At 42.8% G+C, this 14,175-nt stretch carries 10 protein-coding genes and 3 pseudogenes; 6 read left to right on the forward strand and 7 right to left on the reverse strand.

All coding sequences use genetic code 11. The features are described 5' to 3' along the window. The 5 genes and pseudogenes from KFO40_RS24115 to KFO40_RS24135 form a co-directional block, all read left to right on the forward strand. Window positions 1–614 (forward strand): beta-galactosidase trimerization domain-containing protein (locus KFO40_RS24115; protein ID WP_211146872.1); only part of this gene is annotated, 614 nt, incomplete at its 5' end. A gap of 16 nt (window positions 615–630) precedes the next feature. Further along, window positions 631–2,910, forward strand: coding sequence for a beta-glucosidase BglX (gene bglX / locus KFO40_RS24120; RefSeq protein ID WP_008642674.1), 2,280 nt, complete (start codon window positions 631–633; stop codon window positions 2,908–2,910). A gap of 232 nt (window positions 2,911–3,142) precedes the next feature. Further along, window positions 3,143–4,366, forward strand: a complete 1,224-nt coding sequence (locus tag KFO40_RS24125; protein WP_004316150.1) for a glycoside hydrolase family 99-like domain-containing protein — start codon at window positions 3,143–3,145, stop codon at window positions 4,364–4,366. A gap of 19 nt (window positions 4,367–4,385) precedes the next feature. Continuing rightward, window positions 4,386–5,396: pseudogene (locus tag KFO40_RS24130) on the forward strand (glycoside hydrolase family 78); the annotation flags it as partial. 56 nt (window positions 5,397–5,452) lie between these two features. Continuing rightward, window positions 5,453–8,299: an alpha-galactosidase gene (locus tag KFO40_RS24135; protein ID WP_008642671.1), complete on the forward strand. Its 2,847-nt coding sequence runs from the start codon at window positions 5,453–5,455 to the stop codon at window positions 8,297–8,299. A 222-nt stretch (window positions 8,300–8,521) separates the two neighbouring features. Here KFO40_RS24135 and KFO40_RS25790 read toward each other — a convergent pair. From KFO40_RS25790 to KFO40_RS24160, 6 genes and pseudogenes are all read right to left on the reverse strand, one after another. Further along, window positions 8,522–8,632 (reverse strand): annotated as a pseudogene (locus KFO40_RS25790) (IS982 family transposase); the annotation flags it as partial. A gap of 171 nt (window positions 8,633–8,803) precedes the next feature. Then, a complete protein-coding gene (locus KFO40_RS24140; RefSeq protein ID WP_002558131.1) occupies window positions 8,804–9,025 on the reverse strand; it encodes a DUF2795 domain-containing protein in 222 nt (73 codons plus the stop codon). Between the two features lie 73 nt (window positions 9,026–9,098). Further along, on the reverse strand, window positions 9,099–9,662 hold the full coding sequence (locus tag KFO40_RS24145; protein ID WP_008642670.1) for a cob(I)yrinic acid a,c-diamide adenosyltransferase: 564 nt from the start codon (window positions 9,660–9,662) through the stop codon (window positions 9,099–9,101). A 44-nt stretch (window positions 9,663–9,706) separates the two neighbouring features. Next, window positions 9,707–10,330 carry a hypothetical protein gene (locus tag KFO40_RS24150; protein ID WP_015531739.1) on the reverse strand — a complete coding sequence of 208 codons (624 nt, stop codon included), beginning with the start codon at window positions 10,328–10,330 and terminating at the stop codon, window positions 9,707–9,709. 105 nt (window positions 10,331–10,435) lie between these two features. Continuing rightward, a complete protein-coding gene (locus KFO40_RS24155; protein WP_008023080.1) occupies window positions 10,436–11,119 on the reverse strand; it encodes an energy transducer TonB in 684 nt (227 codons plus the stop codon). 1,066 nt (window positions 11,120–12,185) lie between these two features. Continuing rightward, complete coding sequence (locus KFO40_RS24160; protein ID WP_008015740.1) at window positions 12,186–12,530, reverse strand: hypothetical protein; 345 nt, start codon at window positions 12,528–12,530, stop codon at window positions 12,186–12,188. Window positions 12,531–12,809: 279 nt separating this feature from the next. Here KFO40_RS24160 and KFO40_RS24165 point away from each other — a divergent pair, with 279 nt between their 5' ends. Further along, window positions 12,810–13,982: an immunoglobulin-like domain-containing protein gene (locus KFO40_RS24165; RefSeq protein ID WP_008642664.1), complete on the forward strand. Its 1,173-nt coding sequence runs from the start codon at window positions 12,810–12,812 to the stop codon at window positions 13,980–13,982. Here the strand turns inward: KFO40_RS24165 and KFO40_RS25795 are convergent. Next, window positions 13,974–14,075: pseudogene (locus tag KFO40_RS25795) on the reverse strand (DUF6125 family protein); the annotation flags it as partial. The gene KFO40_RS24165 and the pseudogene KFO40_RS25795 sit on opposite strands and share 9 nt — an antisense overlap. Window positions 14,076–14,175: the final 100 nt, after the last annotated feature.

Genomic DNA, 14,175 nt, shown 5'->3' on the forward strand with positions numbered 1-14,175 from the left:
AGTTGCTTGATAACAATTTGGTAGAACGTTGGACTGAATACGTGAAGAATGGAGGACATCTGATTCTGACCTGCCGTACCGGTCAGAAAGACCGTGACGCCAAATTGTGGGAGGCTCCTTTAGCGGCTTCTATTCATCAACTGGCCGGAATAAACAGCTTGTACTATGACCATCTGCCTCACAGTCTCTACGGAAAAGTAGATTTCGGCAGTGAGGAATACGCCTGGAACAATTGGGCGGACGTACTAACCCCAGCTGCCGGAACAGATGTGTGGGCTGTGTATGCGGACCAGTTTTATAAGGGAGCTGCTTCCGTGATACACCGTAGGCTGGGTAAAGGAACGGTCACCTATATCGGAACGGATACCGATGACGGCAAATTGGAGAAAGAAGTAGTACGTCGTGTATATACGGAAGCCGGCGTACCGACTGAAGATTTACCGTACGGAGTGGTGAAGGAATGGCGTGACGGTTTTTACATCGCCTTGAATTATACGTCGGACATTCAGGAAATAGTCATTCCCGATGAGGCAGAAGTACTGATTGGCAGTGCACGCCTTGAACCTGCGGGAGTAGTGGTGTGGAAAGAAAAATCGGACAACAAGTATAAATAACCCAATAACAAGAAAAATGAAGATAAGAAATCTTATATCTTGCGCCCTTTGCGGGCTTACTCTCTTTGCCTGCTCACCATCCGGGGGAGGGAAAGATAGGGAAATGGACCGTTTCATTACCGACTTAATGGACCGGATGACTCTCCGTGAGAAACTCGGACAACTGAACCTGCCTTCGGGCGGTGATCTCGTGACAGGTTCGGTGATGAACGGTGAACTTAGCGATATGATTCGCAAACAGGAAATAGGCGGCTTCTTCAATGTCAAGGGCATTCAGAAAATCAATGTCCTACAGCACCTTGCGGTAGAAGAAAGCCGATTGAAAATACCTCTACTTGTAGGTGCAGACGTTATCCACGGCTACGAAACTATTTTCCCGATCCCATTGGCACTTTCCTGTAGTTGGGATACGCTGGCCGTCGAACGTATGGCACGTATCTCCGCTATTGAGGCCAGCGCAGACGGTATTAACTGGACATTCAGCCCGATGGTCGATATTTGTCGTGACGCCCGTTGGGGACGTATCGCAGAAGGAAGTGGAGAAGATCCTTACCTGGGTTCTTTAATGGCAAAAGCGTATGTGCGTGGTTATCAGGGAAACAATATGCAAGGCAACGATGAGATTCTTGCCTGTGTGAAACATTTCGCACTTTATGGGGCGTCCGAATCGGGACGTGATTACAATACAGTGGATATGAGCCGACTACGTATGTATAACGAATATCTGGCTCCTTATAAAGCTGCCGTTGACGCCGGTGCAGGCAGTGTCATGAGCTCTTTTAATATCGTTGACGGTATTCCCGCCACAGCCAACAAATGGTTACTGACCGACCTGCTCCGGAATGAATGGGGCTTCGGAGGACTATTGGTAACAGATTACAATTCGATAGCCGAAATGTCCTCCCATGGTGTCGCCCCTCTGAAGGAAGCCTCCATTCGCGCTTTACAGGCAGGAACGGATATGGATATGGTTTCATGCGGGTTTCTCAATACATTGGAGGAATCCCTGAAAGAAAAGAAGATAACGGAAAAGCAGATTAATACGGCTTGTCGCCGTGTATTGGAAGCCAAATATAAACTGGGACTGTTCTCCAATCCGTATAAATATTGCGATGCCCTGCGTGCCAAAGAAAAACTTTATACGCCTGAACACCGTTCTGCAGCACGTGCGATTGCGGCTGAAACATTTGTTCTATTAAAGAATGACAACAAGCTGCTTCCACTTGAGCAAAAAGGCAGGATTGCCCTGATCGGTCCGATGGCGGACGCACGTAATAATATGTGCGGTATGTGGAGCATGACATGTACACCGTCCCGCCACAGAACATTGTTGGAAGGAATCCGTGCGGCAGCGGGTGACAAGGCTGAAATTCTATATGCAAAAGGCAGCAACATATATTATGATACGGAAACAGAAAAAGCTGCTACGGGTATTCGCCCGCTGGAACGTAGAGATAACCGACAACTGTTGGACGAGGCTTTACGCGTGGCTTCCCGTTCAGACGTCATTGTTGCCGCTTTGGGTGAATGTGCGGAAATGAGCGGTGAATCGGCTTCACGCACCGGCCTCGAGATACCCGATACACAACAAGATTTATTGAAGGCTTTAGTGAAAACGGGCAAACCTGTCGTACTTCTTCTGTTCACAGGACGTCCTCTGGTCTTGAATTGGGAGGATGCGAATGTTCATTCCATATTGAATGTCTGGTTTGGCGGTAGCGAAACAGGAGACGCGGTTGCCGATGTATTGTTTGGCAAAGTCACTCCAAGCGGCAAACTGACAACTACCTTCCCACGTTCAGTGGGACAGCTGCCGCTATTCTACAATCATTTGAATACAGGTCGTCCTGATCCCGACAATCATGTGTTCAACCGTTATGCCGGCAATTATCTGGATGAGAGTAATGAACCTCTGTATCCGTTTGGATATGGTTTGAGTTATACGGACTTTGTTTATGGTGGATTGCAAATTAGCTCGGAAACCTTGCCTAAGAATGGTGAGTTGACTGTATCTGTCACTGTAACCAACAAAGGAAACTATGATGGTTATGAAACGGTACAACTGTACCTTCGTGATATTTACGCGGAGGTCGCCCGTCCAATGAAAGAGTTGAAAGGTTTTGAACGCATTTTCCTGAAAAGCGGGGAAAGTCGTGATGTTAAGTTTGTTATTACGAAAGATGACTTGAAATTCTATAATTCCGAATTACACTATGTTTACGAACCCGGAGAATTTGATGTTATGGTAGGGCCGAACTCCCGTGATGTACAAACTAAAAGTTTCCAAGCAGAATAAAGTAACACCTGATAAAAGTTGTATTGTAGGGAGTACTTATTATAATCGCACGAGCTTGCACTCATGACATAGTACAAGCCGAAGATATTGTTGCCGACACTATGATTTTGTTATGAGGAAAGTTCTGCAACTCGGAAGAAATCAGCGCGACGTTACCTTTAAATGAAATCAAGGTGTACCTTCTACTTTAATGAACAGATTAAATTATTCACTATTTAAAATAAAAAAAGATATGCATTATTTAAGAACACTGACTTATTTATGGAGTTTACTTACTCTTCTTTTAATGGTTGCTATCACAACAATCTGCTCCTGTGTCTCTACACCCCAAAGAAGCGGACAGTTGAAAGAACAAGATGAATATGATGTGGCAGCTTATATTTGGCCGTCGTGTCACAATGATCCGATGGGACGCGACACACTGTGGAGTGAAGGTACAGGCGAATGGGAAATTATCAAAAAAGGTAATCCCCGTTTCGAAGGACACTATCAGCCAAAGGTTCCTTTGTGGGGATACGAAATGGACGATGACACGCAGGTGATGGAGAAATGGATTGACGTGGCAACCGCTCACGGCATCAATACGTTTATCTTCGATTGGTACTGGTTCAACGGACAGCCTTTTTTAGAAAGCACCGTAAACAATGGATTTCTGAAAGCCAAGAATAATAAAAAAATGAAGTTTTACCTGATGTGGGCCAACCATAACGTGGCACACAACTATTGGAATGTACACCGTTACAAGGACAACAACTCGCGTCTGTGGACCGGTGTGGTAGACTGGGCCAACTTTAAAATCATTGTAGAACGAGTGATACGCCAATACTTTCACAAGCCCAACTATTACAAGATAGACAATTGTCCGGTATTTTCCATATTTGGTTTTCATGAACTGTTGGAAAGTTTCGGTAATGCAGACGGTGTGAAGAAGGCTATGGATTATTTCCGTAGCGAAGTGAAAAAGGCAGGATTCCCTGATTTGCACTTGCAACTCATCGGTGACGGGTCTCCCACCGACAAGTTTATAGAACTTGTTGTAAAGGCAGAAGTAAACAGTGTGACAAAATACAATTGGGGATGGCCATACGAAGAAGATTATCTGGCATGGGGTACAAAAGCCATGCAACGTCGCGATCAATGGACAGCGAAACTGGATTCATTGGGTGTGCCATTCTTCCCAAATGCATCAATAGGATGGGATGACACCCCGCGTTTCCCGAATAAAACAGCCAAAGAAGTGGTTCATTACAATGACTCGCCAGAAAGTTTTGCAGCTTTCTTGCAGAAGACGAAAGAATATGTAGACCAACGCCCCGACCGCCCCAAACTGATTACAATCAACTCGTGGAATGAATGGGTGGAAGGAAGTTATCTCTTGCCCGATATGAAGCATGGTTATGGTTACTTGAATGCCGTAAAACGGGTAATGAATGGTGAATATGATTACAAGCCCTAAAAATGCGAATTACTAAATAATGGAAAAATTGATGCTGTATAAAAAATGTCAGATAATAGTACTCATTCCTATTTTTCTATTCCATGTTGTCACATCATCTGCTCAACAACGTGATAGCCATGTACGGGAGTATCTTTCTCCGATACGCATTGTTTGGCAACAGGAGAGTCAACTAATACAAGGAGCAGAATATTTACTCCGATCAGGGCATGGACAAGCAAATCTTGTGAATAATGAACTCTGTAAACTTTCGAGTACCGGGCAGCAACATCCTGCTATTCTTTTCGATTTCGGAAAGGAATTGCAAGGCGGCTTACAAATTGTCACCGGTATGCCAGCCTCACATGCTCCTGTTACTATTCGTGTTCGCTTAGGAGAGTCGGTAAGCGAAGCTATGTGTGACATAGACGAAGTGAATGGAGCGACAAACGATCATGCTATGCGTGATTTTGTTATTAGTGTACCTTGGCTTGGGGTCTTGGAAGTCGGGAATTCCGGTTTCCGGTTTGCCCGGATTGACCTTTTGGACGATTCTGCAGAATTGCACCTCAAAGAGATACGGGCTATTTCTATTTTTCAAGATATCCCTTACAAAGGTTCGTTCCGATGTAATGACGAACGCTTGAATCAGATATGGCAAACTGGAGCTTATACGGTGCATTTGAATATGCAAGATTATATCTGGGATGGGATAAAACGTGACCGCTTGGTTTGGATTAGAGACTTGCATCCCGAAGTGATGACAGTCAATACGGTTTTTGGGTATAATGAAGTGATCCCCAAAAGCCTCGACTTGATCCGTGACTCTACACCACTTCCCCAATGGATGACAATGTGTACGTATTCTCTTTGGTGGATATTGATTCAGAGAGACTGGTATCTTTATCAAGGCAACTTGGATTATTTGAAAGAACAAAAAGGCCATCTATGTGACTTGTTGCAACTTATAATGACGAGAATTGGAGAAAACGGACTTGAAAAATTCAATGATAATGAAGGTCGCTTTCTTGATTGGCCTTCATGTGAGAATCCACTTTATACAAAAAGTTTCCATTAGTAAACATAGAAAACACGTAATTTGCTATTATGATAATTATTAACAAAAGGAATCTGTTTTTCCTAATTTCCGTCTGGCTGTTGTCTACACTTCTGTCGGCGCAAAATGTCACCATATCCACTCCCCATACACAGTTGCTTCTCTCGGTACCAAACGGCGGTACACCGGAACAACTGTATTACGGCTCACGCACCTCCGATGCGGATATCCGAAGCATTTGTGAAACAGCACGCAGAAGAAATGCTTATCCCGTCTATGGAATGGGGTATCCATGCGAAACGGCATTGTCTGTCCGCCATGCCGACGGCAACCTGACACTTCAAATGGCAGTCATAGGCGTAAAAGAAACACGCCTTACAAAAGAAAATGCCACTTTGACGGTGATAGAACTGAAAGACAAAGTGTATCCTTTCTTCGTCAACATCTGCTACAAAGCATGGCAGGATGCAGATGTCATCGAGACATGGACTGAAATCCGTCACGAAGAGAAGAAGCCTGTCCAACTTCAGCAGTTTGCTTCTGCCTACTTGCCTGTCCGCCGCGGCAATGTCTGGCTGTCACATCTTTCTGGTGCCTGGGCAAACGAAGGACAACTCTGCCAGGAAGCGTTGCAACCGGGTATGAAAGTCATCAAAAACACGGACGGGGTACGCAACTCCCAATCGGCACATGCAGAAGTGATGTTCTCGCTCGACGGCAAACCGCAGGAGAACACGGGACGCGTCATCGGCGCAGCGCTTTGCTACAGCGGCAACTACAAACTGCGTATTGACACGCAAGAAGACGACTGGCACCATTTCCTCGCCGGCATCAACGAAGAAAACTCCTGGTACAACCTGAAAAAAGAAGAAGTGTTCCGCACCCCCGCATTGGCACTAACCTACAGCGATGAAGGGATGAGCGGATGCAGCCGGAAATTCCACCAATGGGCACGCCTGCATAAACTCGCCAACGGGAACACTCCCCGCAAAATTCTGCTGAACAGTTGGGAAGGCGTCTATTTCGACATCAACGAACAGGGCATGGACCAGATGATGGGTGATATCGCTGCCATGGGAGGCGAACTGTTTGTAATGGACGACGGTTGGTTCGGCGACAAATATCCGCGCAAAAACGACTCTTATGCCTTAGGCGACTGGACCGTAGACAAGACCAAACTCCCCGGCGGACTGCAATCATTACTTGACAACGCCCGGAAACACGGCATACGGTTCGGCATCTGGCTGGAACCGGAAATGGCTAATACCAAAAGCGAACTGTACGAAAAGCACCCCGAATGGATTATCAAGGCACCCGAACGGGAAGTGGTATGCGCCCGCGGCGGCACACAAGTCGTGCTCGACCTCTCCAACCCGCAAGTGCAGGATTTTATCGTACAGACGGTGGACGAACTGATGAATTCCTATCCCGACATTGATTATATCAAGTGGGACGCCAATATGTCCATCATCACCCAAGGTTCGCAATACCTGACCAAAGACAATCAAAGCCACCTGAACATCGAATACCACCGGGGTTTTGAGAACGTGTGCCGACGCATTCGCGCCAGCTATCCGCAACTGACGATACAAGCTTGCGCCAGCGGCGGCGGACGTGTCAACTACGGTGTACTGCCCTACTTCGACGAATTCTGGACAAGCGACAATACGGATGCACTTCAGCGTATCTACATCCAATGGGGCACTTCCTATTTCTTCCCCGCCATCGGCATGGGGGCGCATATCAGCGCAAGCCCCAACCATCAGACATCGCGTTCCGTTCCGTTGAAGTTCCGTATTGATGTAGCGATGAGCGGACGATTAGGTATGGAAATACAGCCCAAGAATATGACGGAAGAGGAAAAGGCATTGTGCAGAAACGCTATTGCCGAATACAAGACGATACGTCCCGTCGTACAGTTCGGAGATATTTACCGTTTACTTTCTCCGTATGACAAACAGGGCGCAGCTTCGCTGATGTATGTATCGCCAGAAAAGGACAAAGCCGTATTCTACTGGTGGAAAACGGAACATTTCTGCAACCGGCACTTGCCACGGGTGAAGATGGCAGGACTTGCTCCAGACAAATATTATAAGGTGCATGAGCTGAACCGCATCGACACTGAACCTTTGAAATTTGAAGGTAAAAGTTTCAGCGGTGCATATCTGAATGACAACGGACTGGAAATTCCCTCTACCCACAGAGTGGAACCTTCGAAACAAAACGAATATGCCAGCCGCGTGCTTTATCTGGAAGAAGTAACTCCCTCATTTTCCGACAACCGGATAGAACAACGCCCTCCGTTACGTGTTCTTTGCTTAGGCAACTCTATCACCCGCCACGAATATAAAGCGGACATCGAATGGTTCTCCGAATGGGGCATGGCAGCATCCAAAGAAGAAAACGACTATTGCCATCAATTGGAGAAGATGCTCTCGCAAAACCGTCCCGGCACAGTGGTTACCCCGCTGAACATCGCTTATTGGGAACGTAACCTGAATTGCAATATCGACTCGCTGATTGGCACTCATGTTACGGACAAGGATGTGATTGTTATCCGCTTGGGAGAAAACGTACAAGATAAGGAAGCATTCAAATCAGGTATCCTCCGATTGGTGGAATATTGCAAGCGGAAAGCAGACAAAGTAGTCATCACCGGTTGTTTCTGGAAGGATGAGGAAAAAGAACGTGCCATCATCAACGCTGCGCATATGCATGGACTCACTTTCATTCCGATTGACTGGATAGACCGCTTGTATGATTCACGTCCGAAAGTCGGAGACACTCTTTATGACATACACGGAAAGCCATATACTGTAACCAAGGATTTCATCATCGCACATCCCGACGACGAAGGCATGAAGAAGATAGCGGAAGCAATATATAGGGTTCTCTAATGCCCCCGGTGCTTCATTCTTCCATTATTTACAACTGTATAGTTTCCAATTAATGAGAAACTACAGTTGTATGAATAAAGAATTTCAGTTTAAACCCAAAATGGAGAGAACGCCTTGGCTTACCTCCAGAAGAGTCATGGAAAAACGTTCTGGAAAAACTCGCTCCTCTCCCCATGGAAAAAGGAGTATATGTGACTTATGAAGGAATACCTGAAATGTGGAAAAAATAGTCAGTTGCCCGTCATTGATAAACCTCACATCAATGGCGGGTTTCCTTTCAAAGAAACAGTATGCAGCGATAGCCGACAAGGAATTTGCAATAAAAAAGGAGAAAAGACTTACCAAGTCTTAGAATTCCTTTTACCAATATTCTTGAGGAGAAACAAAGATATGGAACTTTAGACAAATAAACTACACCATCAAAGAGTATAAAACACCAGTGCGACAAACAAATTTCTATTGTTTATCGCACTGATATTTAACTATTTAGCTTATCTGTGGATGTTAGTACTCCTCCTCGTTGAAGAAGAAATCCTCCTTACTAGGATAATCCGGCCAAATATCTTCGATACTCTCATAGATTTCGCCCTCATCTTCCATCTCTTGGAGGTTCTCAATAACTTCAAGAGGAGCACCCGAACGCATGGCATAATCAATCAATTCATCCTTGGTTGCCGGCCAGGGAGCATCTTCAAGTTTTGATGCTAATTCCAATGTCCAATACATAATCTTGAGTATTTAAAATGAATACTAAATTTGTCTCGTTTTCTATTTTTCGGCAAAAGTATAATAAAATCTATCATTTCCAACTATTATCCCAAAATATTTCATTATTTTGTTCATCAAAATTAATTTTTCGGGATAATACAAACAAATAATCTGATAATCTGTTGACAAAAGCTAATACTTCGGGAGAAATTGTACAAGTTTCGGACAAAGCCAGAATGCGTCTTTCAGCTCTCCGGCAAATCGTGCGGCAAACATGGCAAACGGCTGCTCCACGACTTCCGCCGGGAATGATGAAAGCACAAAGTTCGGGTAATTGCTCGTCCAGCTTATCAATCTCCCGCTCGATACTTTCCACATGTTCGGGGGTAATGATACTGGCGGGTTTCAGTTGCATTTTCTCCTGGTCGGTGGCCAGGTGTGAACCGATGGCGAATAACTTATGTTGAATACTCAAGATAAAATCCCGGTCGGACTCCTCCTGCAGATAAGTGTGCAGCCATCCCAGGTGAGAATTTAATTCATCCACCGTTCCGTAAGCTTCCAGGCGGATATGAGTCTTTGGAACGCGACTTCCGCCGACAAGACTGGTAGTTCCTTTGTCTCCGGTCTTTGTATATACAAGGCTCTTTTTCATAACTTTCTTTTTTACTATTATAGATGGTAAACGTACAAAGGTTCTTAGAAGTTGATGATATACTGCTGTTTTATCTTCGTTTTATCAAAAAATAGCAAACCGACATCATACAGGTCGAAAGTTATTCCGACCCTTTCGTCAGCCTGCCACTTTTTCCAAAGCACTTTCATCTCTTTGGAATAGCAGATACCATGGACTACAAATACACTTTTAAGGGTAGTACGGTGTACGCAAACCCGAAATACTTCTTCCAATAAGTCCGGATTTTGGTAATCGTTCAGATACAGAAAATCGACTGAAGTATCCGCATCCAGAAACAGTTCCGACAAATCGGAAGCAAAGAGATAAGAAGCCGATGGTTTAGCAGACTGTAAGTACAGGGCTGTCGAGGAAGGACGCCCAACCTCAATAATCGTATCAGGCTGCACTCTATTTACCAACCGGAACAAAAAACGGTTTACCTTTTGAGAACCTTTGGTCCACCCACACTCTCTTACCATCTTTTTTTGTTCTTCTTTCAAGGAAGAATAAGCATAGTAAGGCATCTTCTCATAAATTACATCGGTAATGAGACTGAAAGCAAATGGGGAATGGACACCATATCCGCAACGATGACGGAAGCGGGAAAGCCAGATAAAAGGTCTTTTTATACAGAGTAGAAGATTCATAAAACAATCATTCGTATTTTTATTCTCCCGACAAAGATATATTTTTTTATTGAAAAAGGGTTGGTTCTTTGCAGGAACCAACCCTTATTCATTTATTCCAAGTTACTACTGCAGTCTGAATGACACAGGCACAGTATATTTCACTCGAACTTTCTTACCATTTTGCACTCCGGGAGTCCATTTCGGCATAGAACTTATCACGCGGATAGCTTCTTTATCCAAATAAGGATCAACCCCTCGCACCACTTCAGGATTAGAAATCGTTCCGTCTCTATCTACTACAAACTGAACAATGACTTTTCCTTGTGAACCAGTTTCTTGCGAAATCGTCGGATATTTGATATTGCTACCTAAATATTTCATTAAAGCAGCTGTACCTCCAGGAAACTCCGGCATGACTTCAACACTTACGTGAATAATGTCTTCAACTACCGTTTCTGTTTCTACCACTGGTGGTATCCAAATAACGTCATGAACTGCATTCATATCCTCTGACACTGTAGAAACGTTATCCGTCACCTCCATATTGTTTTCCACTATTTCGAACAATTCTGTTACCTTAGTTTCGGGAGGAGGAGGCGGTTCCAGTTTCTCTTCAGGGAATGTGATCGGAACTAGCTCTGTTACAAAGATGGATTCATCATCTGGTGATAGTGCTGCAACTCTGACATCATGTTGTGTCCATTCGAACGAAACGAACATGAAGGCTAGCGCAACAACCAAACCCATCAACAACCAAGAACCCCGTTGATTCTCAATTGCAGCCTTTTTTGATTTCTTGGCTTCCATAAAAAATGTGTTTAAGTAATTAATAATAGAAAATATATAGTATATATACTACTTTTCGTTTTTCCTCTTAAGCATTACTTAAAGTGCTCTCTCGCTGCAATAAATATAGTCTTTTTATGGATAGGTTGTTACGACGCCCCTTGTTTATTTTATTCTTTTCTCTTCTTTTCGATAAAATTTATGAATTAATCCTCATATCAGGCGACCTGCCCATTCCTGTCAACAATAGTCCTTGAATATATGTCTTTCAAAGCACACTAGAATAAATCTTTGCTAATCACCCAATCTTTCATCTTTCACCACTTATCACATTCAAAGGAACAGCTATTTCTTTCCTGAACTATTAATAGATAAGTTCATATAAACTTCCTTTTCACTAATAGATAACTTATTCTTCACCTGATTCAAACTATAAATGCAAGAGATAGTACATAAGAAGATTCCAATAAAGAGAAGATTATATATTTGGAAAAACAATCAACGGTATACAGTTAACCAGATATAACGGCATATTTCAGCAATAAACGGGATGCCGAACTGTCGCTAAATAGGTTCGCACTCATCAATATGGATGAATTTGACCAGAACCGAGTGAGCCAGCAGTCATTTCTGAAACATATTCTTCAAAAATCGGTTGTCAACGTCCGGCGTCCGCATAGCACCGCTACTCAAGAGATGCGCCGATACAGAGGATAAATTTGCAATAAAATGAGATACGGTGAAAGATGGCAGATCAGTGACAGATCATTTTACATCTATCACCAACGTACAACTACCATAGACAGGGAGTTTCAGCAGAAGGTGAAAGATTGAAAGATAAAAGCATGAAAAAGCTTTAGTGGAGGGAATATAGATATAAGACGAAACATCGTCTAACAAATTTTCGTTCTACTTAAATTGAAAAATAGACTCATTTAAATGGAGCCTGCATTCAACTTTAATAGAACGAAAATGGTCATGTAGATTAAATAAATTATTTATGAAAGAACCGAAAATAAGTATAGCGTCATAACAGATTATCTTTTACGATTCTCCGTTTGACAGGTTTAGATTAAACGAATAGTACTTATTTTGCTTTTTTCTTTTTCTTCGCGTTATCCTTCTTACGCATATCCTGGTATTTCTTATATTGTTCATCGGTCAGAATGCTTTTTATTTTAGCATCTATTTCCTGCCTTTTCTTTTGCATTTCTTCCCGCGTAGGCCTTTCATTCGATTTATTTTTCGCAGGTCTCATTTCTTTCATTGCAGCTTTGAAATCTTTGGCCTGCTTTTCATTCAAGCCCAGATCGGCAACAATCTGTTCCATACGTTTCTCTCTATCAGCCTTTCCATTCTGACGATTTTGAGCCATACATACAGTTGAGCCAATCAATAACGCAACTGCCAAACTTAAAATTTGCTTTCTCATCATTTTAATTCTCATATTAAATAAGTTAATGTATGTTAGACCTCACAAATGGGTGAAAGTTAATTCGATAATGAGGCTAAAACTGTTTTTTCACATTATTTATCAAAGGGCAGCTAGTATCACATCGAAAAACGAATAAACGTTTTCTTATCCGGTAAAAAAACAGCAGCATCCAGTTTATCGGTTTAAAAATATTATTTCTATATTTGCAGGAAACAGATCAAAAGCTTGACATACCCTTATGCAAACCTATTACAAAACCGATTAATAATTAAAACGATGAGAACACTTTTCTTTATTCTGCCATTTATCTTTATCACTACAGGATGTATTAAACAGAATACAGAAAAAAGTGATATTTTGACAACAGAGGATATAGCCAAATTTGACAGTTTATTTAATGCCTGGGAAAAAGAAATACACAACAATCCCAAAGCACAATTAAGTTCAAGTACCCGTGCTTACACCATTTTACCCCAATTCAAAGAGCTAAAAGCTATGGGTAAGAAAATTATCCCATGTATCATAGAACAGTTTGAAAAGGACAATAACACTTTTTTTGCTTTACCTCTTTATGACGAATTACAAGATAATGACAGCCTAAAATCTCACAGAGAAACAAGCGAACAAGATAAAGTGAGCGAGATTGTACAGAAATTCAGAGAACAGGAAAAAAGAAAGATGTGGGAAGAAGCTAATAGCTACAAGACGTCTATAACCGACACTACTTTCCTGAAGACAAGAGGGACGATGTCGTATGCTGCAATAGATTTATTCACGGGACGAGGTTTCAATAAAGATTACGCATTTAATCAGGTTGTCTATTTGAAAGCCTTACAAAGAGCCCAGAAACATCTGTCTGTCGTAAATGGTCAGTTGGCATGCGACTTAAAGTCAGGTACAGAAATATATATTTCCGAAGATTTATACCTATTTATCACCGACCTTTTTAAGGATTGGAATACGTGGCTGGAATCGGGAAAATATGAGATAATAAAAGACGAACAAGGGCTTTATACAGTGTTACCTAAGAAAACCAACCAGTCATCGCAAACGAACTCCGTCACATTGCGACCTATTCCCCGTGACATTCCGACTGGAGAGAACATAAGTCCCGCTTCGCTTTCTATAGAAACAGAACACGATCATTATCCGCTATCAACTACAGAAGTAAAAATAACCATCACCAACCACTCTCACTATGAATATGAGTGCGGAGAAAAATACAGCCTTGCTTACTATAACAAAAGTAAACGGCAATGGGAAACATTGCCGACCGATCCTGTCGTTAATGATATACTGTGGATTTTCCCACCGGAGCACCCGAGTCACCAACAAACAATTAAACTCTATACATCAGAATCCCCCAACCATCCAGGGAAATACCGTATCTACAAATCATTCAACAGAGGCACCAAAGTGGCTTATGGAGAATTTGAATTACTACCTTAATGTGAATTTCCAACAACAAGCACACTCCGGATCAGTAACATTCGGATAACAGCTAATCATTTCAGTAACGATTCTTTCGTCGATGACGCGTGCAAATCCATCATACCCGAATTTCGGGGCTCAGTCTGAAAACTTGGGGGATTAATTTTTGTCAATTCCCTTCATGCATATACCTTTGCTAGCCTAAAAAGGA

Source organism: Bacteroides sp. 1001302B_160321_D4, assembly GCF_015667765.1.
Classification (GTDB): domain Bacteria; phylum Bacteroidota; class Bacteroidia; order Bacteroidales; family Bacteroidaceae; genus Bacteroides; species Bacteroides xylanisolvens.

Bases quoted from the DNA above. Each gene is read 5' to 3' on its own strand.
- bglX (WP_008642674.1), top strand. From the start codon at position 631: ATGAAGATAAGAAATCTTATATCTTGCGCCCTTTGCGGGCTTACTCTC.
- KFO40_RS24125 (WP_004316150.1), top strand. From the start codon at position 3,143: ATGCATTATTTAAGAACACTGACTTATTTATGGAGTTTACTTACTCTT.
- KFO40_RS24135 (WP_008642671.1), top strand. From the start codon at position 5,453: ATGATAATTATTAACAAAAGGAATCTGTTTTTCCTAATTTCCGTCTGG.
- KFO40_RS24140 (WP_002558131.1), bottom strand. From the start codon at position 9,025: ATGTATTGGACATTGGAATTAGCATCAAAACTTGAAGATGCTCCCTGG.
- KFO40_RS24145 (WP_008642670.1), bottom strand. From the start codon at position 9,662: ATGAAAAAGAGCCTTGTATATACAAAGACCGGAGACAAAGGAACTACC.
- KFO40_RS24150 (WP_015531739.1), bottom strand. From the start codon at position 10,330: ATGAATCTTCTACTCTGTATAAAAAGACCTTTTATCTGGCTTTCCCGC.
- KFO40_RS24155 (WP_008023080.1), bottom strand. From the start codon at position 11,119: ATGGAAGCCAAGAAATCAAAAAAGGCTGCAATTGAGAATCAACGGGGT.
- KFO40_RS24160 (WP_008015740.1), bottom strand. From the start codon at position 12,530: ATGAGAAAGCAAATTTTAAGTTTGGCAGTTGCGTTATTGATTGGCTCA.
- KFO40_RS24165 (WP_008642664.1), top strand. From the start codon at position 12,810: ATGAGAACACTTTTCTTTATTCTGCCATTTATCTTTATCACTACAGGA.